Annotated in this window: 19 protein-coding genes; 8 read left to right on the forward strand and 11 right to left on the reverse strand. The window is 70.7% G+C overall.

Annotation, left to right across the window (positions count from 1 at the left end; translation table 11 throughout):
- Nucleotides 1-48: 48 nt before the first annotated feature.
- From P2Q00_RS43315 to P2Q00_RS43345, 7 genes are all read right to left on the reverse strand, one after another.
- Entirely contained in the window at nucleotides 49-720 is a 672-nt protein-coding gene (locus P2Q00_RS43315; RefSeq protein WP_500692206.1) for a class F sortase, read from the reverse strand.
- Nucleotides 721-925: 205 nt separating this feature from the next.
- The gene (locus P2Q00_RS43320) at nucleotides 926-1,570 is read right to left on the reverse strand and encodes a hypothetical protein (protein ID WP_275780275.1); all 645 of its coding nucleotides are present in this window, start codon (nucleotides 1,568-1,570) and stop codon (nucleotides 926-928) included.
- Between the two features lie 102 nt (nucleotides 1,571-1,672).
- Nucleotides 1,673-2,917: an MFS transporter gene (locus P2Q00_RS43325; RefSeq protein ID WP_275780276.1), complete on the reverse strand. Its 1,245-nt coding sequence runs from the start codon at nucleotides 2,915-2,917 to the stop codon at nucleotides 1,673-1,675.
- A gap of 22 nt (nucleotides 2,918-2,939) precedes the next feature.
- On the reverse strand, nucleotides 2,940-4,334 hold the full coding sequence (locus P2Q00_RS43330) for a CitMHS family transporter (protein WP_275780277.1): 1,395 nt from the start codon (nucleotides 4,332-4,334) through the stop codon (nucleotides 2,940-2,942).
- 122 nt (nucleotides 4,335-4,456) lie between these two features.
- Entirely contained in the window at nucleotides 4,457-6,688 is a 2,232-nt protein-coding gene (locus tag P2Q00_RS43335; RefSeq protein ID WP_275780278.1) for a molybdopterin oxidoreductase family protein, read from the reverse strand.
- A gap of 137 nt (nucleotides 6,689-6,825) precedes the next feature.
- Complete coding sequence (locus P2Q00_RS43340; RefSeq protein WP_275780279.1) at nucleotides 6,826-7,443, reverse strand: TetR/AcrR family transcriptional regulator; 618 nt, start codon at nucleotides 7,441-7,443, stop codon at nucleotides 6,826-6,828.
- Nucleotides 7,440-8,045 carry an SPRY domain-containing protein gene (locus tag P2Q00_RS43345; RefSeq protein ID WP_275780280.1) on the reverse strand — a complete coding sequence of 202 codons (606 nt, stop codon included), beginning with the start codon at nucleotides 8,043-8,045 and terminating at the stop codon, nucleotides 7,440-7,442. The genes P2Q00_RS43340 and P2Q00_RS43345 overlap by 4 nt, the downstream gene beginning before the upstream one ends.
- Nucleotides 8,046-8,229: 184 nt before the next feature.
- On the opposite strand from P2Q00_RS43345, the gene hmgA reads away from it, so the two are divergent.
- Genes hmgA through P2Q00_RS43360 form a run of 3 tightly spaced genes read left to right on the forward strand, consistent with a single transcriptional unit; the run spans nucleotide 8,230 to nucleotide 11,519 of the window.
- Nucleotides 8,230-9,555, forward strand: a complete 1,326-nt coding sequence (gene hmgA / locus P2Q00_RS43350) for a homogentisate 1,2-dioxygenase (RefSeq protein ID WP_275780384.1) — start codon at nucleotides 8,230-8,232, stop codon at nucleotides 9,553-9,555.
- A gap of 27 nt (nucleotides 9,556-9,582) precedes the next feature.
- Entirely contained in the window at nucleotides 9,583-10,332 is a 750-nt protein-coding gene (locus P2Q00_RS43355) for a GntR family transcriptional regulator (protein ID WP_275780281.1), read from the forward strand.
- A 26-nt stretch (nucleotides 10,333-10,358) separates the two neighbouring features.
- Nucleotides 10,359-11,519 (forward strand): type ISP restriction/modification enzyme, encoded by a 1,161-nt coding sequence (locus tag P2Q00_RS43360; protein ID WP_275780385.1) that lies wholly within the window; start codon nucleotides 10,359-10,361, stop codon nucleotides 11,517-11,519.
- A gap of 75 nt (nucleotides 11,520-11,594) precedes the next feature.
- Here P2Q00_RS43360 and P2Q00_RS43365 read toward each other — a convergent pair whose 3' ends face one another.
- Entirely contained in the window at nucleotides 11,595-12,302 is a 708-nt protein-coding gene (locus P2Q00_RS43365; protein WP_275780282.1) for a TetR/AcrR family transcriptional regulator, read from the reverse strand.
- A gap of 63 nt (nucleotides 12,303-12,365) precedes the next feature.
- Here P2Q00_RS43365 and P2Q00_RS43370 point away from each other — a divergent pair, with 63 nt between their 5' ends.
- Both P2Q00_RS43370 and P2Q00_RS43375 read left to right on the forward strand, forming a co-directional pair.
- The gene (locus P2Q00_RS43370; protein ID WP_275780283.1) at nucleotides 12,366-13,310 is read left to right on the forward strand and encodes an ATP-binding cassette domain-containing protein; all 945 of its coding nucleotides are present in this window, start codon (nucleotides 12,366-12,368) and stop codon (nucleotides 13,308-13,310) included.
- Entirely contained in the window at nucleotides 13,307-14,089 is a 783-nt protein-coding gene (locus P2Q00_RS43375; protein WP_275780284.1) for an ABC transporter permease, read from the forward strand. Before P2Q00_RS43370 ends, P2Q00_RS43375 begins: the two co-directional genes overlap by 4 nt.
- A gap of 182 nt (nucleotides 14,090-14,271) precedes the next feature.
- Here the strand turns inward: P2Q00_RS43375 and P2Q00_RS43380 are convergent, their stop codons facing one another.
- The 3 genes from P2Q00_RS43380 to P2Q00_RS43390 all read right to left on the reverse strand — a co-directional run bounded on the left by P2Q00_RS43380 (nucleotide 14,272) and on the right by P2Q00_RS43390 (nucleotide 16,028).
- A complete protein-coding gene (locus tag P2Q00_RS43380; protein WP_275780285.1) occupies nucleotides 14,272-14,541 on the reverse strand; it encodes a hypothetical protein in 270 nt (89 codons plus the stop codon).
- Between the two features lie 126 nt (nucleotides 14,542-14,667).
- Entirely contained in the window at nucleotides 14,668-15,489 is an 822-nt protein-coding gene (locus P2Q00_RS43385) for an anti-sigma factor (RefSeq protein ID WP_275780286.1), read from the reverse strand.
- Nucleotides 15,486-16,028: a sigma-70 family RNA polymerase sigma factor gene (locus P2Q00_RS43390; protein ID WP_275780287.1), complete on the reverse strand. Its 543-nt coding sequence runs from the start codon at nucleotides 16,026-16,028 to the stop codon at nucleotides 15,486-15,488. The genes P2Q00_RS43385 and P2Q00_RS43390 overlap by 4 nt, the downstream gene beginning before the upstream one ends.
- Nucleotides 16,029-16,317: 289 nt before the next feature.
- Between P2Q00_RS43390 and P2Q00_RS43395 the strand changes: the two genes are divergently transcribed.
- From P2Q00_RS43395 to P2Q00_RS43405, 3 genes are all read left to right on the forward strand, one after another.
- Nucleotides 16,318-17,850 (forward strand): DUF4331 domain-containing protein, encoded by a 1,533-nt coding sequence (locus P2Q00_RS43395; protein ID WP_275780288.1) that lies wholly within the window; start codon nucleotides 16,318-16,320, stop codon nucleotides 17,848-17,850.
- Between the two features lie 110 nt (nucleotides 17,851-17,960).
- A complete protein-coding gene (locus P2Q00_RS43400) occupies nucleotides 17,961-19,487 on the forward strand; it encodes a tetratricopeptide repeat protein (RefSeq protein WP_275780289.1) in 1,527 nt (508 codons plus the stop codon).
- A complete protein-coding gene (locus P2Q00_RS43405) occupies nucleotides 19,484-21,208 on the forward strand; it encodes an urease accessory protein UreH domain-containing protein (protein ID WP_275780290.1) in 1,725 nt (574 codons plus the stop codon). The genes P2Q00_RS43400 and P2Q00_RS43405 overlap by 4 nt, the downstream gene beginning before the upstream one ends.
- Nucleotides 21,209-21,243: the final 35 nt, after the last annotated feature.

The following is a 21,243-nucleotide window of genomic DNA, read 5'->3' on the forward strand; positions in this document are numbered from 1 at the left end:
CGGAATCGGGACCTTCGTTCTGCCCAGCGAGAAAGCGGACGCAGCGATTCAGCGGGTCGCCGTCAGATGGGCGAACACGACGACGTTGCTGCTGTAGCCGGTCCTGCGGGTGAACAGGCCGCCGCAGGTGAGCACCCGCAACTCGGGGCGTGAGCTCGGGCCGTACACCTCCTTGTCGGGGAAGCGGTCCTTGTCGAAGATCCGTACGCGGTCCACGGTGTAGACGGCGGTGCGGCCGTCGGCGCGTCCGGCCTCGATGCGGCCGCCCGGGCGCACCTGCGCGAGGGCGGCGAAGACCGCGGCGCCGGTCCTGGTGTCACGGTGGCCGACGGCGATGGCCGTGCCGGTCTCGCCGGGTGAGGGTCCGTCCTGATACCAGCCGACGAGCCTGGGCCGGTCGAGCGGCGGGGTCTCCAACTGCCGGTCGGGACCGACCCGCACCCCGATGACCGGGGCGTCGATACCCAGGGACGGTACGCGCAGGGTGGTCGCCGGCGAACGGGGCAGCGGCTGGGGCGGTGTGGCGGGTTCGACGGGGGCGGCAGGTGTCGCGGGCGTGACGGGCGCCGCCGGCTCGGAGGCCCGGGGGCGCCCGTCGGCAGGGCCGGGGGCCGGGTCGGCAGGCGCCTCGGCGGGCGCGGGACCCCCGGCCCGGACGGGCGCGGCCGGGTGGTGGTGTCCCCCGTAGCGGACGGCCATCACCAGGGCGGCCACGATCACGGCCGTCCTGGTGAGGCGGTAGGCGCGGGTCCGGTGCCAGGGCCTGCGTCTGCGTCTGCTCGGCCCCTGTGAAGTCCTCTGCGGTTCGGCAGGGCCCCGAAGGGGCGCGGGGAACTGCGCGACCTGCCACGACGATGCCGCGGATGATTGACGGCATCTCGCGGCCTCGCGGCGGAGCCGCGCATCGGCACAGCCAGCGGAGCGCTTAGTCGGCACCGTGCGAGCGGCGGCGCAGCAGCGTCCGGACGTATACGACTCCGCCGACCGCGACCAGCCCGACGCCCGCGGCCGCGCTCAGCGGGGTGTACGCCTGCACGGTGTCGACGAGGCCGCCGCCGCCGGCGTGGACGCCGCCCTTCGGTCCGTTATCCGCGATGGTGTGGGCCGGGCCCGGCTGCGCCTGGTCGTGCCGGGCGTGACAGTCGACGGTGAAGACCTTTTCCTTGGGCGCCACGGGCGGCGTGGGTGGTGTGGTCGGCGGAATGATCCACTGGAGGGTGTATCTGCCGTCGGCCAGGCCCAGAATGTCGGTGTGCCCGGCACCGCCGGCGAGGGAGATGGTGCCGCTCACGGTGGCCGCGGTGGGCAGCGGGGGCTGTGCCGTGATGGTGTAGGACACGGTCGTCAGGTCGCCGAAGTTCGCGGCGTCGAGGTAGAACTTGCAGACCACGGGGTCGTCCTTCGAGACCCCGTAGGACACCCGCTCGGTGTGGATCCTGATGTCGGCACCGCCGCCGGGGGCGGCCACAGCCGCCGACGTCGCGGACCAGGAGGCCCCGGCCGCGGTGAGTACGGTGAAGGCCGCGGCGCCGAGACGGGCGCCGGCGGACGGGGGCATCAAGGTGCGCATGGACGTTCCTCCGAGTCAGACGATTTTCATACAAATCGCTCTTTCACCTGACTCTCTTTCACATCCGCCCGGCGTGTTGCGCGAGCACCACCCGACTCGCCGTCAGATGTCCCTCGACCGGCGCAATTGAGCTCCGGCCGGGCGCCCGCCCACAGCCGCCCCGGCCACCTGACCGCCGCCCGGAGCGTCCGGCGCGCGCAGGGCGCTGCCCGCCGAGAGCAACAGCATGGCCCCGAGCATCACGAAGGGTGCCGCCACGCCCGCGACCCCCGCTACCAGGCCCGCGGCGGCCGGCGCGGCGACCTGGCCGAGGCGGTTGCCGGTCAGGCGCAGGGCGAGGGCCGTGGAGCGGGCGCCGTCGGGGGCGGCCTGGACGACGGTCGTCATGGACAGCGGCTGACCGACGCCGAGGCAGAACCCGAGGGCGGCCAGCACCACGCCGAGCACCCACACCGGCATCGGCAGCGCGATCCCGGCGCACAGCACGGCCGCCAGCAGACAGGTCACGGTGAGCAGCAGCGGCCGGCCGAGCAGCCGCAGCAGCGGGGTGAGCACGAGGCGGCAGGCAATGGTGGCCCCCGCGCGCAGACTGAGCAGCACACCGATCACCGACGGCGCGATGCCCCGGTGTTCGCCGACCACCGGCAGATACGCGGTGAGGATGTCGGTGGCCGACAGCACGGAGAGGCTGATGAGCATGCCCGCCGGCACGCCCCGGGCCCGCAGGATGCTGCCGACGGGGACACGATCGCCCGGTGCGGTACGGGACTTGACCGCCGTACGGTCCTCGATGCGCCACAGCGATGTGAACGCGACCGCGGCTCCCGCACCCGCCACCACGAGGGCCAGCGCACTCGTGCCCGCCATGTCCGGGCCGCCGATCAGTGCGCCCGCCGCGATCGGGCCGACCAGCTGGCCGAGCGAGGCGCCGATGGTGAAGTGCCCGAAGTTGCGGTCCTGTTCGTGCGGGGCGGACTGCCGGGCGACGAGCGACTGGGCGCCGATCACGAAGCAGAGGTGACCCAGGCCCATCACCCCGCTCCAGACCGCCATCGACCAGAGGGAGCCCGCGAGCCCGCTGAGCGCGCAGCCGCCGGCGATCAGTACGACGCCGACCGGCAGCAGGGGTGCGCAGCGGCCGTGGTCAGTGCGGCGGCCCAGCGGTACGGCGGCAAAGAGGGGCAGCAGCGCGTATACGCCGGCGACGACCCCGACCGCCCGCTCGTCGGCGCCCAGGGCGAGTGCCCGGTAGGAGACGGCGGGCCGGGCCATCGACACCGCCGCCTGCGCGAAGCCGAAGGCGATGACGAGGCGGAGCAGCCAGCCGCGGTTCCTACCGGGCCCCATGGTGAAGACCTCCACTGAACGATCAGATGATGCCGAAGAGGATTCCTGCCCCCAGGACCACCAGTGATGTCAGCGCGGCCCACTTGACCACGAACCTGGTGTGGTCGCCGAACTCGACCTTGGCCATGCCGACCAGGACGTACACGGCCGGGACGAGCGGGCTCGACATGTGCAGCGGCTGGCCGATGAGCGAGGCTCGGGCGATCTCCAGGGACGAGACGCCATGGGCCTGGCCCGCTTCGGCGAGCACCGGGAGGATGCCGAAGTAGAAGCCGTCGTTCGACATGAAGTACGTGAGCGGGATGCTCAGGATGCCGGTGACGAAGGCCATGTGCGGACCCATCCCGTCCGGGATGTTGTCCACCAGCCACTTGGCCATGCTGTTGACCATGCCGGTGCCCTGCAGCACGCCGGTGAAGACGGCCGCGGCGAAGACCATGCCGGAGACATTGAGGACGTTCTCGGCGTGTGCGCCGAGGCGGGCCTTCTGGTCGGGCATCTGCGGGAAGTTGACGGTGAGCGCGAGTGCGGCGCCGAGCAGGAACAGCACCGGGATCGGCAGCCACTCCATGATCATGGCGGTGAGCAGCGCCACGGTGAGCAGCGCGTTGAACCAGTACAGCTTGGGGCGCAGGGTGGGCCGGTCGGGGTCGAGTCCCTGGAAGCCCTCGTCCTCGGACTCCTCGGGGAGGTCTGCGTCGGTGCCGGCACCCGAACCGCCGCTCGCCTTGCGGTCCTTGCCGCCCGCGCCGACCAGCACGGTCTCGGCCTCCTGGGGCTCCAGCACCTCGTCCAGCGTCAGCACGCCGAGCCGCTTCCGCTCGCGGCGCCCCAGGACGTACGAGAGGCCGAAGACGAACAGCAGGCCCATGGCGAGCGCCGGGATCATCGGCACGAAGATGTCGCTCGCGTCGAGCTTCAGCGCGGTGGCGGCGCGGGCGGTCGGGCCGCCCCACGGCAGGGTGTTCATCACGCCGTTGGCCATGGCGGCGACACCCGTCATCACGACCAGGCTCATCTTCAGGCGCTTGTACAGCGGGTACATCGCCGAGACGGTGATCATGAAGGTGGTCGAGCCGTCCCCGTCCAGCGAGACGATCGCGGCGAGGACCGCCGTACCGACCACGATCCGCAGCGGGTCGGCCTTGCAGAACTTGAGAATCCCCCGGACGATCGGGTCGAAGAGACCGACGTCGATCATCACACCGAAGTAGACGATCGCGAACATGAGCATCGCCGCGGTGGGCGCGAGGCTGGTGACGCCGTCGATGACGTAGTCGCCGAGCTTCGCCCCCTTACCGACGAAGACACAGAACAGTGCCGGGATCAGCACCAGCGCCGCGATCGGCGACATCTTCTTCAGCATGATCAGGACCAGGAAGGTCGCGATCATGGCGAAGCCGAGGATGGTCAGCATGAGTGGATACCTAACGTTCGCCCTTGAACATCCCGCCGGGCGGGCGGTGCGAGGAACGTTAGGTCTGTTCAAACGGCGTTAACAAGTAGTTGATGCTTGAGCAATAAGCGCAATACTGCAGGTCACAGCGATGCCGTGATCTCGACGGGCACTCCGTTGAGGACCGCGTTCCCCGAGAGCGGGTCGAGCAGGCTGCCGTCGAGGAGCTGGTTGACATTGACGCCGGGGTCGGTGGCGGCGTGGCTCATCCGGGTGCCGGGCCGGTCGTGGCCCCAGCCGTGCGGCAGGCTCACCACGCCCGGGCGCACGCCGTCCGTCACCTCGGCGGGGGCGGTCACCTCTCCCCCGGCACCCTTCACGCGTACGGCGGCCCCGTCCCGCACCCCGAGCCGCTCGGCGTCCTCGGGGTGGATGTGCAGGGTGCAGCGGTTGGTGCCGCCGGTGAGGGCGGGGACGTTGTGCATCCAGCTGTTGTTGGAGCGCAGATGCCGGCGGCCTACGAGGACGAGCCCGTCGGGGAGCCGGTCCAGCGCCTCCCGCAACCGCGGCAGATCGTCGGCGATGGGCTGCGGCAGCAGCTCGACCTTGCCGCTCCTGGTCTTCAGCGGCTGCGGCAGTCGCGACTGCAGCGGTCCGAGGTCGATGCCGTGCGGGTGCGCGAGCAGCTGCTGAAGGCTGAGCCCGTCCGGTCGTACGCCGAAGCCGTCGCCGTAGGGGCCGAGGCGCAGCATCATGTCGAGCCGCCGCTCGGGGCCGCTCACGCCGGTGAGCTCGGCGGCGAGCTCCTTCGGATCGCGGCCGTGCACGGGCGACCAGGGCTCCTTGACCGCCTTGCCCAGGGTCTGGCCGATGACCATCTCGTCCACCGCCGACGGGTCGGCGCCGTGCATGCCGGTCGCCGCCAGGATCAGCCGGGCCAGGATCTCGGTCTCGGCCAGGCGGCCGGGCTCCAGGGGGACGGCCGGGCGGGTGTAGCGGACCTGGTTGCGCACGGCGAGGGTGTTGAAGGCGAAGTCGTGGTGCGGGCTCTGCGAGGGCGGCGGCGGGGGCAGCACGACATGGGCGTGGCGCGAGGTCTCGTTGAGGTAGGGGTCGACGCTGACCATGAAGTCCAGGGAGTCCAGGGCCTTGTCGAGCCGGTCGCCGTCGGGCGCGGACAGCACGGGGTTGGCGGCGACGGAGATGAGTGCACGGATCGGCTCGCCCTCCTGCGTCGCGGTGTCGATCTCCTCGGCCAGCGCGGAGAGCGGCAACTCGCCCTTGGCCTCCGGGTGTTGAGCGACCCGGGAGTGCCAGCGGCCGAGCGTGAAGCCGTGGCTCGGTCCGGCCGGGCGGGGCGTGCGGTCGGTGGCCGCCTGCGGGAAGAGGGCGCCGCCGGGGCGGTCGAGGTTGCCGGTGAGGATGTCGAGGACGTCGACGAGCCAGCTGCCGAGGGTGCCGTACGGGACGGTGCAGCTGCCGATGCGGCCGTATACGGCGGCGGTGGGGGCGGCGGCGAGTTCGCGGGCGAGGGTGCGGGTCACCTCGGCGTCCACATCGCAGGCCGCGGCGACGGCTTCCGGGGTGAAGTCCCGTACCGCTTCGCGCAGTTCGTCGAGGCCTTGGAGGTGCGGGGTCAACTCCCCGGTCTCGACGAGGTCTTCCTCGAACAGGACGTACGCCATCGCCGCGAGCAGGAGCGCGTCGGTGCCGGGTCGGATCGCGATGTGCCGGTCGGCGAGCTTGGCGGTGCGGGTGCGGCGCGGGTCGATGACGGTGAGGGTGCCGCCGCGCGCCTTGAGGGCCTTGAGCTTGCCGGGGAAGTCGGCGGCGGTGCACAGACTCCCGTTGGATTCAAGGGGGTTGGCGCCGATCAGGAGCAGATGGTCGGTGTGGTCCAGGTCCGGCACGGGGATGGCGTTCGCGTCGCCGTAGAGGAGTCCGCTGGAGACGTGCTTGGGCATCTGGTCGACCGTGGACGCGGTGAAGACGCTGCGGGTGCCGAGGCCGGCGAGCAGCACCGGTGGGTAGAGGGCGCCCGCCATGGTGTGCACGTTCGGGTTGCCGAGGACCACGCCGACCGCGTTCGGGCCGTAGCGCTCGACGACCGGCCGGATCCCGGCGGCGACCGCGTCGAAGGCCTCCTCCCAGGTGGCCTCGCGCAGCTCGCCGTCCTTGCGCACGAGCGGGGTGCGCAGCCGGTCGGGGTCGCCGTCGACGGCCCCGAAGGAGGCGCCCTTGGGGCAGATGAACCCCTTGCTGAACACATCGTCGCGGTCACCGCGGGCGCCGGTGACGCGGGTGCCCTCGATGGTGAGGGTCAGCCCGCAGGTGGCCTCGCACAGGGGGCAGATTCGCAGGGCGGTGCGGGACACGGGTCCTCCCGGTGGGCGACGACGGTGACGCTCGTAGATGCGACCGAGCATACCGACCGGTATGCACGGAGGGGAGGCCTCTCAGGGGGAGAGGTCGGAAATCCGCGAGCCGTCCGCCTCGCGGCAGCCGGGGGATCTCAGTCCAGTACCCGCGCGAGATAGGCCCGCAGCAGCTCCCGCGCCTCCTCGATGATCTTCTCGTCGCCCTCCGGGGCCACCCGGAAGGCCAGGTGGACCAGGGTGTCGGCGGTTTCCACGGCGATGAGGAAGGTGCGGCGCAGATCGTCGTCCGGTTCCCGGTCGAGGTAGCCGGAGAGCAGGTCGGTGAGGCGGTCGGCGACCCGGTGGTTGGGTTCGGCACTGCGGGCGCCGACCGGGATCTGGTTGCCGAAGTCGACGAGGGAGAAGCCGGGCGCGGTGCGCTTCATGGCCAGGTACTCGTCCAGGACGGCATCCATCGCGGAGCGCCAGCCTCCGTCGACGGCCGACCTCAGCCGCTGGGTGACCTGTTCGGTGAAGCGCTCCAGGTTGCGTTGGGCAAGGGCGTCGGCCATCTGCCGTTTGTTGCCGAAGAAGCGGTAGACCGAGCCGATGGGGACTCCGGCGCGCAGGGCCACGGCCCGGGTGCTCAGGGCGTCGTAGCCGACCTCGTCGAGGAGGTCGGCGCAGGCGTCGAGGATCCTGGTGAGCCGTTCGGCACTGCGCCGCTGCACGGGCGCACGGCGTAGCGATGTGGCGTGGGGCACGGACTTCATGATGCCGTTCCGGAGCGCTCGGGTGAACCTCGCCCCCCGGTACGTGCATAGGTGTCACGTACACCCGGTCCGGCTGCGCGCGGAGTGGTACTCGGTGCGCCCGCCGCCTCCGACGCCGTGATGTCGGCCGTGCTCTCGACGGGCCGGCCCGTCACGGCCCATACGGTCCCGTCGTCGGCGTACAGCCGGGCGGTGACGTGGTGCGTGCCGCGCGGGACGAACCGGGCCGGGAGGCGGCAGGTGAGGCCGCGGAGCCGGGTGACGAGCCGGCCGTCGACGAAGACGTACGCGAGGCCCCGGCCGGCCACCGCCCGCGATTTCGTACCGCCGGGCGAGAAGCGGAAGTTGTGGACGGTCAGGCGCACGTCCCAGGTGTCACCGGCGCCCGGCTGCACCTCGATGCCGACCTCGGGCGCACCCTTCTTCTTCACCTCACGGTAGTGCCGCCCCTCCTTGTCCGTGTGGTCCAGGAGCTTGCCCACCGGCGAGACCGACTCCCCACTCTTCCTCTCTTGCGCATCACTGGAGCCGCAGCTCACGGATCCGGTCAGCAGCAGGACACAGACCGCGAGCACGGCAGGAAGACCCCGTGTCCACGACATGCCCGGGAGACTAGAACACCGGTCCGACAGTCGGATCCCCCTGGAGTCTGGTTCTCGTTCCTCCCTGATGAGGACACCAGAAGACCCTCTTGCGCCCGAGAAACCGCAATCCTACGGTGATGCATAGGAATCAGACGGCATCAATCTGCATCCGTCTGCATCAGTCCGCAAGGGAGCGACGATGATGAGCGGGGACGCGCGCAAGACGGCCGAGGGGCTGACCTACCTCTCCGGTTTCGGCAACGAGCACAGCTCGGAGGCCGTGCCCGGCGCCCTGCCCGAGGGTCGCAACGCGCCACAGCGCGCACCGCTCGGGCTGTATGCGGAACAGCTCAGCGGCACGGCGTTCACCGAGCCGCGGGCCCACAACCGCCGCTCCTGGCTCTACCGCATCCGCCCGTCGGCCGCGCACCCGGCGTTCACGCGCACGGACAACGGTGCGATCCGTACGGCCCCCTTCACCGAGTCGGTCCCCGACCCCAACCGCCTGCGCTGGAACCCGCTCCCCGAGCCCCCGGCGGGGACGGACTTCCTGGCCGGCCTGTGGACCCTGGGCGGCAACGGCGACGCCACCCAACGCACCGGCATGGCGGTGCACCTGTACCACGCCAACTCCTCCATGGAGCGCGTCTTCAGCGACGCGGACGGCGAGCTCCTGATCGTCCCTGAGCACGGCGGGCTGCTCCTGCGCACGGAGTTCGGGCTACTGCATGTGGAGCCGGGCCATATGGCACTGCTTCCTCGTGGGGTGCGCTTCCGTGTGGAGCTGCTGGATTCCTTTGCCCGCGGTTATGTGTGCGAGAACTACGGGGCACCCTTCCACCTCCCCGACCTGGGCCCGATCGGCGCCAACGGCCTCGCCAACGCCCGCGACTTCCAGGCCCCCGTGGCCGCGTACGAGGACGTCGAGGGCCCGGTCGAGGTCGTGAACAAGTTCTGCGGCAACCTCTGGACGGCCGTCTACGACCACTCGCCGCTCGACGTGGTCGCCTGGCACGGCAACCACGTCCCCTATGTCTACGACCTGCGTCGCTTCAACGTCATCGGCTCCATCTCCTACGACCACCCCGACCCGTCGATCTTCACGGTGCTGACGTCGCCGTCCGACACCCCGGGCCTGGCGGGCGTCGACTTCGTGGTCTTCGCGCCGCGCTGGCTGGTGGGCGAGGACACGTTCCGGCCGCCGTACTTCCACCGGAATGTGATGAGCGAGTACATGGGCCTGATCGAGGGCGCCTACGACGCCAAGACAGCCGGAAAGGGGGGCTTTGTACCGGGCGGCGGCTCGCTGCACAACATGATGTCGGCGCACGGACCGGACCGGGAGACCTTCGACCGGGCCAGCGCGGCCGAGCTGAAGCCGCAGAAGGTGGACGACGGGCTGGCGTTCATGTTCGAGACGCGCTGGCCGGTGACGCTCACCCCGCATGGGGCGGGCGCGGAACACCTGCAGCAGCGCTACGACGACGTGTGGCAGGGCCTGGAGCGGCATTTCCGCCCATTGCACTGATCGCGTACGACAGGTACGGATAGGCCCGTGACCTCCTTCGCCCCGGACTCGATCGTCCTGAACCGCAAGCTGCCGCTCTGGTACCAGGTGTCGCAGTCCCTGCGCGCCTCGATACTCGGCCGCTCGCCGCAGGATCCGCTGCGGCTGCCCACCGAGGAGCAACTGGCGGGGCACTACGGGGTGAGCGTGCTGACCATGCGGCAGGCGCTGAAGGAGCTGGAGGACGAAGGGCTGATCACACGGCACCGCCGCCGGGGCACTTTCATCGAGCCCGACGCCCGCAGGGGTGCCCCGGTCCGGCTGCTCGGCTCGGTGGATGCCATCGTGGCCCAGCAGTCGGGCATGGTGACGGAGCTGCTGGAGCACAGCAAGGCGCCCGTGCCGCCCGAACTCGCCGAGTACTTCCCTCAGATCGGCGAGGTGGCGACGTACCACCGGCTGCGCAGCGACGAGAAGACGGGCGAGCCGACCAACCACGCCCGCAACTACGTCCGTCCCGAACTGGCGGCGCGCATCGACCCGTCCGACCTGGCGCGTTGGCCGATGACCAAAGTGCTGCGTGACAGAGCACTGGCGGACATCAGCCGTATCACGGACACCGTGGAGGCCCGCCTCGCCGACCCGGAGACGGCCCGTCTGCTCCAAGTCCCGCTGCTCAGCCCGATCCTGCACTACACGGGCGTGACGTACGACGGGGAAGGACGGGTCCTGGACGTGGCGGTCATCCACTACCGCGGCGACCGCTTCTCCTTCACGGTGACCCTGGACGCCACATGACCTCACTGTCTGTGGCACGTCGTACGATGCCGAGCGTGACGCACGACGACGCTCCGCTCCTTGCGGACCTCATGCCGTGGTCCGTCGCACCGCCGCGGCTCGGCCGGGGGTGGCCGACGGGCCCCGACGCCGCCTCCCTGAAAGCCCGCTGGGACGCCCTGATGAAGGCCGAGGGCCCGGACCGGGAGTCCCTGTTCGAGCCGACCCGCTCGCGCACGCTGCGCTCGGCGGTCGGCCGGCTGCCGAGCCAGTCGAGCGGCACGGAGAAACTGATCCACGCATCAGGCCCCTGCCCCGAGCCGGTACGGGTCCTGCGCGCCCCCTTCGACGAACAGTGGCTGATCCCCGACCATCGCCTGATCGACGCGGCCCGCCCCGAGCTGTGGCGGGTGGCGGACGAACACCAGGTCTTCGTCGCCGAAACACCCACGGACGGACCCGGCCCGCACCTGCTCGCCACGTCCTGCCTCCCGCTCCTGCGCCCCGGCCGCATCCGCCCCCTCTACCGGCGCCCCGGCGGCACGGAACCCAACCTGGCACCGGGCCTCCTTGACCACCTGAGCGCCCGGCTCGGTCACTCCCCGGCCCCGTTGGACTTCCTCGCCTGGACCCTGGCGACCGCCCGCCCGGACCTGACGGTCCCGCTCACCGAGGACGCCGAACTCTGGTCGCACGGCGTGGAGTTGGGCCGCCGCATCCTCTGGCTGATGCGCCGCAACGGCGACCGCCCCAAACTGCCGGGCGGCCGCCGCCCGTACGTCCGCGCCCCGCTCCCCTCCCGCCCCCTCACGATCGACTACGACCGCGACGAGGAGACCCTGCTACTCGACGAGGGCCGCATCTCCCCCGTACCGCCCGAGGCCTGGGACTTCGAAACGGCGGGCGTCCGGGTCCTGGACCAGTGGTTCACAACCCGCACGACACAGCCCGACCCGGGCACCCTGACGGCGATCCGCCCGACGACCTGGCCACAGACATGGACCTCAGAGCTCCTGGAACTGATCACGGTCCTGGCCCTACTGGCCGAACTGCGCCCACAACAGCAGGAGTTGACGCTGACGGCACCGATCACAGTGTCAGATCTGCACAAGGCGGGGGTACTTCCGGCGCCGCAGTCAGCACACCGCCCGGCATCGGTCTTCGACCACCACGAAGAGGGCCCAGAAGGCCAGTTCACACTGCTATAACCCCCCATCTTTTAGGGGCGCGGGGAACTGCGCGACCAGCCACACGAAACCCGCACCCGCCAACGGCGATCACCCCTACGGCGCAAACGCATCCAGCATCCGCTCCACCATCAACTCAAAAGCCCCGTCAAGATCAATCGGCCCCGGGTCCTCCGTGAACGCCGCAGCCATCCGCGGATAAGCCCCACCGGCCACCTGACTCCCCAGATACGCGATCCGCACAGCGGTCTCCTCCTCCGCCGACCACGGCAACGACCGAGTCCGCTCGGCCATGGCCAGCTCGGTCGCGACATACGACGTCACACACCCGTTCAGCATCCCGACGAGCTGCATCTTCATGCCGTAGCGCGCCTCCAGCGGATCCAGACAGGCAAGGCAGTGCTCCAGATACCGCAGCGCGTTCGGGCTGAACCCGTACACCGGTGACATCAGCCGCGTCAGCCACGGGTGCCGACGCATCAGCGCCCGCGTCTGCTCAGCGACCCGGCGCATGTCGGCCCGCCAGTCCCCCGACGGCTCCCACACCTCGTGCTCACCGCTGACCGCGTCCACCATCAGCTCGTACAGGTCCTCCTTGCGGGGGACGTAGTTGTACAGCGACATGGTCCCGCAGCCCAGCTCGGCCGCGACATGCCGCATCGACACCGCGTCCAGCCCGCCCTCGTCGGCGACCTTCACCGCCGCCGCCGCGATGTCGGCACGCGTATAGGCCGGCCTCGGCCCCCGGCCCGTCCGCTCGGGACGTGCCCAGATCACTTCGGGTACCGCAGCTCGGCCCGCCATCGATCATCACCTCGCCCACCATCGTAGTTACGTACGCCGTACGTAGTGCGCTATGGTCGAGGCATGACTTCTACGTACGCTGTACTTAGTGAAGGTCTGGAGAAGAGGTTCGGCGATGTGCACGCGGTGCGCGGGCTGGATCTCGCGGTGGCCCAGGGCACGGTCTGCGGTGTCCTCGGGCCCAACGGGGCGGGCAAGACGACGGCCGTACGGCTGCTGACGACGCTGCTGCGGCCGGACGCGGGCTCGGCTCGGATAGCGGGGCACGACCTCGTCCGGGAAGCGGCAGCGGTGCGGCGCAGCATCGGCGTCACGGGGCAGTACGCGTCGGTCGACGGCGATCTCACCGGCCGCGAGAACCTGCAGCTGTTCGCGCGGCTGCACCGGGTGCGGGCGCCGGGGCGGCGGGCCGACGAGCTCCTCGACCGGTTCGGGCTGACCGAGGCGGCCGGCCGGGCGGCATCGACCTACTCGGGCGGCATGCGGCGCCGGCTGGACCTGGCGGCGAGTCTGATCCGTCGGCCCGAGGTGCTGTTCCTGGACGAGCCGACGACGGGGCTCGACCCGGCCAGCCGCAATGTGATCTGGGAGGTGGTGCGCGAGCTCACGGCCGACGGTACGACGGTGCTGCTGACCACGCAGTACCTGGAGGAGGCCGACCGGCTCGCCGACGACATCGCCCTGGTGGACCACGGGCGGGTGGCGCACTCGGGATCGCCGGAGCAGTTCAAGTCGCTCATCGGGACCCATGTCGAGGTGGTCGTCGCCGACACAAGTGTGATGAGCAAGGCGGCGGGCGTGCTCGATCAACTCACGGGCGGGGAGCCGTCGTTCGACCACGAACGGAGCGCCGTCGGCGCGGTCACCCGGGACTCGACGCTCACGCTGCCGCGCCTGGTGCGCGAACTCGACGCCGCAGGCGTGCCGTTGCTCGATGCGAGCCTGCGTCCGCCGACGCTCGACGAAGTCTTTCTCCGCCTCACCGACCACAAGGAGCTTGCGGTATGAGCACGTTGGCGTATGACGGCTACGCGATGGTGGGCCGACAGCTGCGGCGGGTCCGGAACAGTCCGGGGCTTGCGATCCTGACCCAGGTCATGCCGATCAACATGCTGCTGTTCTTCGGTTACGTCTTCGGCAGCGCCCTCTCGATGCCCGGCCGCGAGTACCGGTCCTTCCTGGTGCCGGGGCTGCTGGTGGCGACGGCCGCGGGCGGGATCATGACCGGGATGTTCCAGGCCGCGGCCGACTCGCACCGGGGTGTCATGGACCGGTTCCGCACGATGCCGGTGAGCCGGGCCGCCGTACCGCTCGGGCAGGCGGTGGCCGACCTGGTGGTCACGGCGATCGGGACGGTGCCGCTGCTGCTGGTCGGGCTCGCCGTGGGCTGGCGGGTGGAGGGGTCCGTGCCCGGAGCCCTGGGCGCCGTGGGGCTGTTGCTGCTGTTCCGGTTCGCCTGTACGTCGATCGGGATCTTCCTCGGGCTGCTGACCCGCAGCGAGGACGCGGCCGGGCAGCTCGGCGCCTCGACCTTCATCCTGCCACTGCTGTCGAACGCCTACATCCCGACCGAGGGGCTCGCAGGCTGGCTGCGTACGCTCGCCGAGTGGAATCCGATCAGTGCGGTGACGACGGCCCTGCGGGACCTCTTCGGCAATGCGTCGGTGCCCAGGGACGCCGCCTGGCCGGTGGCGCACCCGATCGCCGGGTCACTGCTGTGGTGCGCCGTGCTGATCGCGGTGTTCCTGCCGCTCGCGGTGCGGAGGTACATGTACGGGGGCCGGTGATCTCAACAGCCGGGAATCAATGGGGGGTTGTGTTCGGTACGGAGCGGGTGGAACGCACCGAAGACGCCCCCCATGGCAGGGCATACCCGAGTACGGGCTGCGAGCCGGTGCACCACTGCATGCCGTGGGGATGACGGACGACTGCCGCAGCGCTGCACCGGACGCAGGAACGCCGGTACGGCTCAGCGCCCGCCGAACAGCGAACGGCGCAGTCGGCGGAGCGGCGCGAAGAGCAGAACACGACTGACGCGCTTGCCCCTGGCACTGCGCTCGCGCGGGGTGTCACGCGCGGTCAGCTCCCGCATCAGCGAGGTCGCCTCGGCCGCCTCGCGCTGCGGGACGGCGGGGCCGCCCAGCACCGAGAGATGGCGGTCGAGGCGCGAACTGGTCGCGCTGCTCCCGCAGGTGATCGCAGGGACCCTCGCCCTGCTGCGCATTGTTATCTGTTCCATGTCACTCCCCACCCGTACGAGTCCACCCGGCCCGGGCAGGGTAACCCTATCTCCCCAACCGGGCACTCGTGTATCGAGGTCACAGGATTCACCTTCCCCATAAGGGTGTTGACGACTCCTCGGCCGTCACTCTCCGAATCCAACCGATTTCAGGGCGAGTTGGACAATGGGCTGGCTGGTGGGCTGCCGTGAGCCTCCGGCAGGCTCGACGGTCACTGCGAGTGACGTGGCCGACTTGCTGAGGTCGGTCGCGACCAAGGGCGTGTCGCCGCGCTGGAAGAGCCCGAGGGAGCGTGGTTGCGCATTGGGGCGCATGAGCCACAGCTGGTGCACGCGTCCGCCGGCCGGGGCGCCGTATCCGCTGAGGGTGACGATCGCCTGCCCCTCGGAGGCCGAGGCGATCGCTCCCATACTTCGGCCCTGTGTGTCCTTGTACGTGGTCGCGCGTGCGTCGGGAGCTGCGAGAACGTGGGCGATCTCACGTGCCTGGGCCCGCTCGGCGTCCAGCTTGTCCTGGGTCTGATTCGCCTGGACGGCGAAGAGCGAGGCGACGACGAGGGCCGCAGCGGCGGTCGCCGTGGCGAACGGCACGAAGAAGGGGCGGCGCTCGCGAGGCGCACGGGAGCGGGCCGGCGGCGGCTGCGTGCCCCAGACGTGCGGCGGCAGCTGGGGCGCGTGCTCCCGGACCACCGGCCCCGACTCCTGCGGAGTGGCCCGTACGGCGGCCAGCACCCGGTCGCGCATCGCGGCCGGCGGCGGCGCGGCCGTGGACCAGGCGAGCCGGACGGCGTCCTCGGACAGGGCGCGCACCTCGGCGGCACAGCGGTCGCAGTTCTTGAGGTGCTTCTCGAAGCGGACCCGTTCCGCGGGCTCCAGGGCGTCGAGCGCGTAGGGGGCCGCGAGGGAGTGCAGATCCCCACGGCCAAGCAGTCGGGCGGGGAGACTCATGCGACACCTCCCAGGCACTTGCGCAGCTGGGTGAGTCCATCGCGCATACGGGTCTTGACCGTGCCCAGCGGCAGGGAGAGCCGCTCGGCCACTTCACGGTACGTGTAGCCGTCGTAGTAGGCGAGGGTGACGGACTGGCGCTGCAGGGCCGTGAGGCGGTCCAGGCAGCGGCGTACCCACTCACGTTCGAGGCCCGCCTCGACCTCCTCGGTGACCTGGTCGAAGGCGGGGTGGTGGGCCCGGCGGGCCTCGCGCTGTTCACGGTCGACGGCCGCTCGGGCGCTGCGCACCCGGTCGACGGCGCGGCGGTGGGCGAGGGTGAGGATCCAGGACAGGGCGCTGCCGCGTCCGGGGTCGAACCGTGCGGCGGACCGCCAGAGTTCGAGCAGCACCTCCTGCGCCACTTCCTCCGACTGCGCGGGGTCCCGTACGACCCGGCGGACCAGTCCGAACACCGGACCGGACACCAGCCCGTACAGCTCCTCGAATGCCTTCTGGTCGCCGCCTGCCACGAGTACCAGAAGCTCGTCCGCCTCCACTCGGTCCCCCTCTCCCCGGCCGCATGGGCCCCGTCCCGTCACACCAGGCATTCGCAACGAACGCACCTCCGGATGGGGTTACGGATCGGCGGGCCCAAAACGCGGGTTCGCGCCACATCAATGAAGTAGCGCCCCACCCATGAAGTCGCGCCCCACCGAAGAAGTTTCGCTGCTCGGCTGAGACAAGATCCCGGGTTCGCCGTAAAGACGTTTGGGATTCGACCAATCCACCCTGCCGACCGCTCCGAATCAGCGTTCGTCAGGCAAGTTGGGACTGAGGACGGACGGCATGACAACTGACTCCAGGAGCGGTGCGGGACGCAGGAGCATCGCGACCCTGATAGCTGGCGCGCTGGCCGCCGGGGGGCTCGCGGCCGCCGGCGTGGCCACGCTGGAACCGGGGGCGGCCTCCGCCTCCAGTCACCGGGAGGCTCCGCTGATCTCGGGGCAGCCCCAGTACGACAACACGGACCTGTACGCGTTCGTCAGCCCGGACAAGCCGGACACGACGACGCTCATCGCGAACTTCATCCCCTTCGAGGAGCCGGCCGGCGGCCCGAACTTCTACCAGTTCGGCGACGACGCCCAGTACGACATCCACATCGACAACAACGGTGACGCGCAGGGTGACCTGCTGCTCCGCTACACCTTCCGCACGCAGACGAAGAACAAGAAGTCGTTCCTGTACAACACGGGCGTGGTCAACAACCTGACCGACCCCGACCTGAACATCACGCAGACGTACGACATCGACCTGATCAAGCTGAAGAACCAGCGGGTCGTCTCGAAGACCAAGCTCGCCGATGACATTCCGGTGGCCCCGTCGGACGTCGGCAAGGCGTCGATGCCCGACTACAACAAGCTGCGCGAGCAAGCGATCTACAAGCTGTCCAACGGCGGCCAGACCTTCGCCGGCCAGGCCGACGACCCGTTCTTCGCGGACCTGCGCGTCTTCGACCTGCTGTACGGCGGGAACCTCTCCGAGGTCGGCCGGGACACCCTCAAGGGCTACAACGTCAACTCGATCGCCCTGCAGCTCCCGACCGACATGATCACGGAGTCCAAGAACCAGCCGGTCGTCGGCGTCTGGTCGACCGTCGAGCGCAAGAACGCCCGAGGCTACTACGAGCAGGTCTCGCGCCTCGGCAACCCGCTGGTCAACGAGGTCGTCAACCCGCTGAAGGACAAGGACAAGTTCAACGCGTCCTCGCCGTGGGAGGACGGGCAGTTCCTGAAGAACGTGACCAACCCGGAGCTGCCGAAGCTCATCGAGGCGATCTACAAGATCAAGGCGCCGTCCGAGCCGCGCAACGACCTCGTCGATGTGTTCCTGAAGGGCGTCAAGGGGCTCAACCAGCCGCCGAAGGTGCGGGCGGCGGAGGAGCTGCGCCTGAACACGTCCATCAAGCCGACCGCCTCTCCGAAGCGGCTGGGTGTTCTCGACGGTGACAACGCGGGCTTCCCGAACGGACGCCGGCTCACCGACGACGTGATCGACGAGGCACTCCAGGTCATGGAGGGCGAACTGGTCGGCTCCAAGAACGACTTGGGCGACGCGGTGAACGCGAACGACAAGGGCTTCGGCAAGTACTTCCCGTACCTGGCCAACCCGACGTCCGGTTCGCGCGGTGCCACCGCCAAGGGTGTCAGCAGCGGCACCGACGTCAAGAACCAGCTCGGCGACGCCCTGCAGCCCGCATCGTCCGGCGGCATGGACAACACCACGCTGATCGCCGCCTCCGCGGGTGGCGGTGCGGCCGGGATCGCGCTGATCGGCGCGGGGCTGATGTGGTGGCGCCGGATGCGGAGCCGCGTGTACTAGGCACCGCACCCACAGACTGGCGCGGCCTGCACGTACTCATCCCCCACGGTGCGGGCCGCGCCGCCGCAGGCGGCAACTTCCGTATATTGCACGTCACTTGAGGAGAGGGCATGGGCCCGCGTACGAACGACAGCGAGGACCGCTCCGCGGAGAGCGGGGAGAGTGCCGGGATCGGTAGTGGGGCGTCTGCGGGTTCGTCTGGGCTGGTCGCGCAGTTCCCCGCGCCCCTGAACGGGGCTGCCGAACCGGAGGCGGAATCAGACGAGCGCGTCGCCGCCGTCCGTCGGGTTGCTGCCGCCGGGCGGCGTTGGCATCTCGGGCGGATGACCGGGCTTGCCGCGCTGTTGGCCGTTGCCCTCACCGGTGGGTCCATCGCCTACGGCGCCATCCGGGACGGCAACACCACGACCGTGTCCGCAGCGCCGAGCGCGCTGTCCCCGGCGCTGCTGAGCAGCGGCAACATCGACGCGAGCATCCTCTCCCTGCAGGCCCATCTCAAGGCGCAGCCAAGGGACTTCGGAAGCTGGGCAGGCCTCGGGCTGGCCTATGTCGAGCAGGCCCGCACCAAGGGTGACCCGTCCCGCTACCCGCAGGCCGACAAGGCCCTGAAGCGCTCCCTCGACCTGAAGCCCGGCAACGAGCAGGCCGTCACCGGTCAGGCCGCCCTCGCCGCGGCCCGGCACGACTTCAAGGACGCACTGAAGTACGCCGACCAGGTCCTGAAGGAGAACCCCTACAGCTCGAACGGCCTCTCCTCCCGTATCGATGCCCTGGTCGAACTCGGCCGCTACGCCGACGCGTCGAAGGCCGCCGACACTGCCGACTCCCGGCGCCCGGGCATTCCGGTCTTCACCCGGTACGCGTATGTGCACGAGCTGCGCGGCGACGTGAAGACGGCCCGGCGGGTCCTGGAGCAGGCCCTCGGCACCGCAAGCACCCCGGGCGACATCTCGTACGTCGCCTTCCAGCTCGGTCAACTCGCCTGGAACCAGGGCGACTACAAGACCGCGCTCACCTACTACGCCCGCGCCCTCGCCGCCGACGACAACTATCTGCCGGCGCTGGAGGGCCGCGCCCGCGCCGAGTACGCGAGCGGCGACAAGGCGGCCGGGCTCAGGTCCATGGAGCAGCTCGTCGCCCGCTATCCGCTGCCCCAACCCCTCGTGGAACTCGGCGAGATGTACGAGGACCGCGGCGCCGACGGCGACAAGGCGAAGGCCCGCGACCAGTACGCCCTGGTCGACGCCTGGATCGCGCTCGCCCGCGCCAACGGGGTCAACGCCGACCTCGACACCGCCCTCGCGGCGGCCGACCACGGCGACAAGGCCGCGGCCCTGCGCGCCGCCCGCGCCGAGTGGGCCCGCCGCCACACCGTGCACACCGCGGACGCCCTGGCCTGGGCCCTGCACGTGGGCGGCAAGGACGAGGAAGCCCTCCCGTACGCCCGGCAGGCGACGGCCACCGGCTACCGCAACGCCTCGTTCCTCTACCACCGCGGCATGATCGAACGCGCCACCGGCCACATGAAGGACGCCCGCGCCTCCCTCAAGGCGGCGCTGAAGCTCAACCCGGGCTTCTCACCCCTGGGCGCCGGCGAGGCCCGCAAGGCGCTCAAGGACCTGGAGGCGGCCAAGTGAACCCCCGTCGATTGCTCGCCTCCACCGGGGCCGTCCTCACGGCGGCCTGCGCGCTCGCACTGGCTCCTTCCGCCAGTGCGAGCGCGCACCCCCTGGGCAACTTCACCGTCAACCGCTACGACGGCCTCGTGGCAGCCCCCGGCAAGCTCCGCGTCGACCACGTCGAGGACCTCGCCGAGATCCCGGCCACCCAGGCCAAGCCGGACATCAAGCGGCTCGGCATGACCGAGTGGGCGCGGGAGCGGTGCGCAAAGGCCGCGGACGGCAGCAAGGTCACCGTCGACGGGCGGGCCGCCACGCTGACCGTCGGCAGCAGCCGGGCGCAGCTGAGGCCCGGGCAGGCGGGCCTGAACACCCTCCGGGTGGAGTGCCGGCTGACCGCACCTCTCCCCAAAGGCGACACCGTGGCCCTCGGCTTCCACAGCGCGGGCGCCACCTCCGGGCCCGGCTGGCGGGAGATCACCGCCCGCGGCGACCGGATGACGCTCACCGCGACGGACGTACCGAAGACGTCGGTGTCCCAAGAACTCACCAGCTATCCCAAGGAGTTGCTCTCCTCGCCCGCCGACACCTCGTCCGCGTCCCTGCGGGTGCGCCCCGGCGGACCGGCCCTGGTCGAGGAGGAGCGGAACGCCCCCGCCGCCTCCGTTCTGCCGCGCGGCGCCGACCGCTGGACACAGGCCCTGAACAACCTGGTCGCCCGCCACCACCTCACCGTCGGCTTCGCCGCGCTCTCGCTGCTCATCGCGATCGTCCTGGGCGCGATGCACGCGCTCGCCCCGGGCCACGGCAAGACCCTGATGGCCGCGACGGCAGCCGCCCGCGGGGGCCGCGCCCGCCTCAAGGACGTCATGCCCCTGGCCGCCTCGGTGACGGTCACGCACACCCTGGGCGTGGTCGCCCTCGGCCTCCTGGTCACGGCCGGCTCGGCGGCGGCCCCCTCGGTGATCACCTGGCTGGGCATCGCCAGCGGCGTCATGGTGATCTGCGCGGGCGCCACCCTCGTACGCCGGGCCTGGCGCAACCGCGGCCCCGGGCACGGACACACCCATGACCACGGGCACGGACATACGCACGACCACGACCATCCGCACCCGCACGGCCCCGGCGGGCACACCCACACGCACGAGGCCGAGGAGCCCGCGGAACGCGCATTGGTGCTGGTCGCCGCCCACACCGAAACCGCCGCGGCGACAGCCGAAGCCGACACCCACACGCACTCCCCCGGCCACACCCACGACCACGATCACGACCACCCCCACAGCCACGATCACAACCACAGCCACACCCACCACGCCGACCACACCCACCCCCACCCCCACTCGGACACCGTCGAGCACACCCACGGCGGCTTCACCCACACCCACTCCATCGCCCCGACCCTCCGCGGCACGATCCTGCTCGGCTTCGCCGGCGGTCTCGTGCCCAGCCCGTCCGCCGTCGTCGTGCTCGTCGGCGCGGCGGCGCTGGGACAGGCCTGGTTCGGGCTGCTGCTCGTCGTCGCGTACGGCGTCGGGCTCGCCCTCACCCTCACCGCGGCGGGGTTCGCCGTCGTCAAGCTGGGTACCGGGATGAACCGTGTGCTGGACCGGCGCCCCCGCTGGACCACCCACCCGATGGCGGTCCTGATCCGCAGGACCGCACCCCTGGGCTCGGCGTTCCTGGTCGTGGCCCTCGGGGTCGGACTGGTGCTCAAGGGGGCGGCATCCGCACTCGGCTGAGCTACGTTGGTGATGAAGGCGCACGGAGTGGAGAA

This window comes from Streptomyces coacervatus, assembly GCF_029223485.1.
Taxonomy (GTDB): Bacteria; Actinomycetota; Actinomycetes; order Streptomycetales; family Streptomycetaceae; genus Streptomyces; species Streptomyces coacervatus.

Coding starts and splice junctions, on each gene's coding strand:
- P2Q00_RS43360 (WP_275780385.1), top strand. CDS start 10,359: ATGCCGAGCGTGACGCACGACGACGCTCCGCTCCTTGCGGACCTCATG.
- P2Q00_RS43325 (WP_275780276.1), bottom strand. CDS start 2,917: ATGGGGCCCGGTAGGAACCGCGGCTGGCTGCTCCGCCTCGTCATCGCC.
- P2Q00_RS43380 (WP_275780285.1), bottom strand. CDS start 14,541: ATGGAACAGATAACAATGCGCAGCAGGGCGAGGGTCCCTGCGATCACC.
- P2Q00_RS43370 (WP_275780283.1), top strand. CDS start 12,366: ATGACTTCTACGTACGCTGTACTTAGTGAAGGTCTGGAGAAGAGGTTC.
- P2Q00_RS43385 (WP_275780286.1), bottom strand. CDS start 15,489: ATGAGTCTCCCCGCCCGACTGCTTGGCCGTGGGGATCTGCACTCCCTC.
- P2Q00_RS43365 (WP_275780282.1), bottom strand. CDS start 12,302: ATGGCGGGCCGAGCTGCGGTACCCGAAGTGATCTGGGCACGTCCCGAG.
- hmgA (WP_275780384.1), top strand. CDS start 8,230: ATGAGCGGGGACGCGCGCAAGACGGCCGAGGGGCTGACCTACCTCTCC.
- P2Q00_RS43330 (WP_275780277.1), bottom strand. CDS start 4,334: ATGCTGACCATCCTCGGCTTCGCCATGATCGCGACCTTCCTGGTCCTG.
- P2Q00_RS43320 (WP_275780275.1), bottom strand. CDS start 1,570: ATGCGCACCTTGATGCCCCCGTCCGCCGGCGCCCGTCTCGGCGCCGCG.
- P2Q00_RS43375 (WP_275780284.1), top strand. CDS start 13,307: ATGAGCACGTTGGCGTATGACGGCTACGCGATGGTGGGCCGACAGCTG.
- P2Q00_RS43395 (WP_275780288.1), top strand. CDS start 16,318: ATGACAACTGACTCCAGGAGCGGTGCGGGACGCAGGAGCATCGCGACC.
- P2Q00_RS43345 (WP_275780280.1), bottom strand. CDS start 8,045: ATGTCGTGGACACGGGGTCTTCCTGCCGTGCTCGCGGTCTGTGTCCTG.
- P2Q00_RS43400 (WP_275780289.1), top strand. CDS start 17,961: ATGGGCCCGCGTACGAACGACAGCGAGGACCGCTCCGCGGAGAGCGGG.
- P2Q00_RS43340 (WP_275780279.1), bottom strand. CDS start 7,443: ATGAAGTCCGTGCCCCACGCCACATCGCTACGCCGTGCGCCCGTGCAG.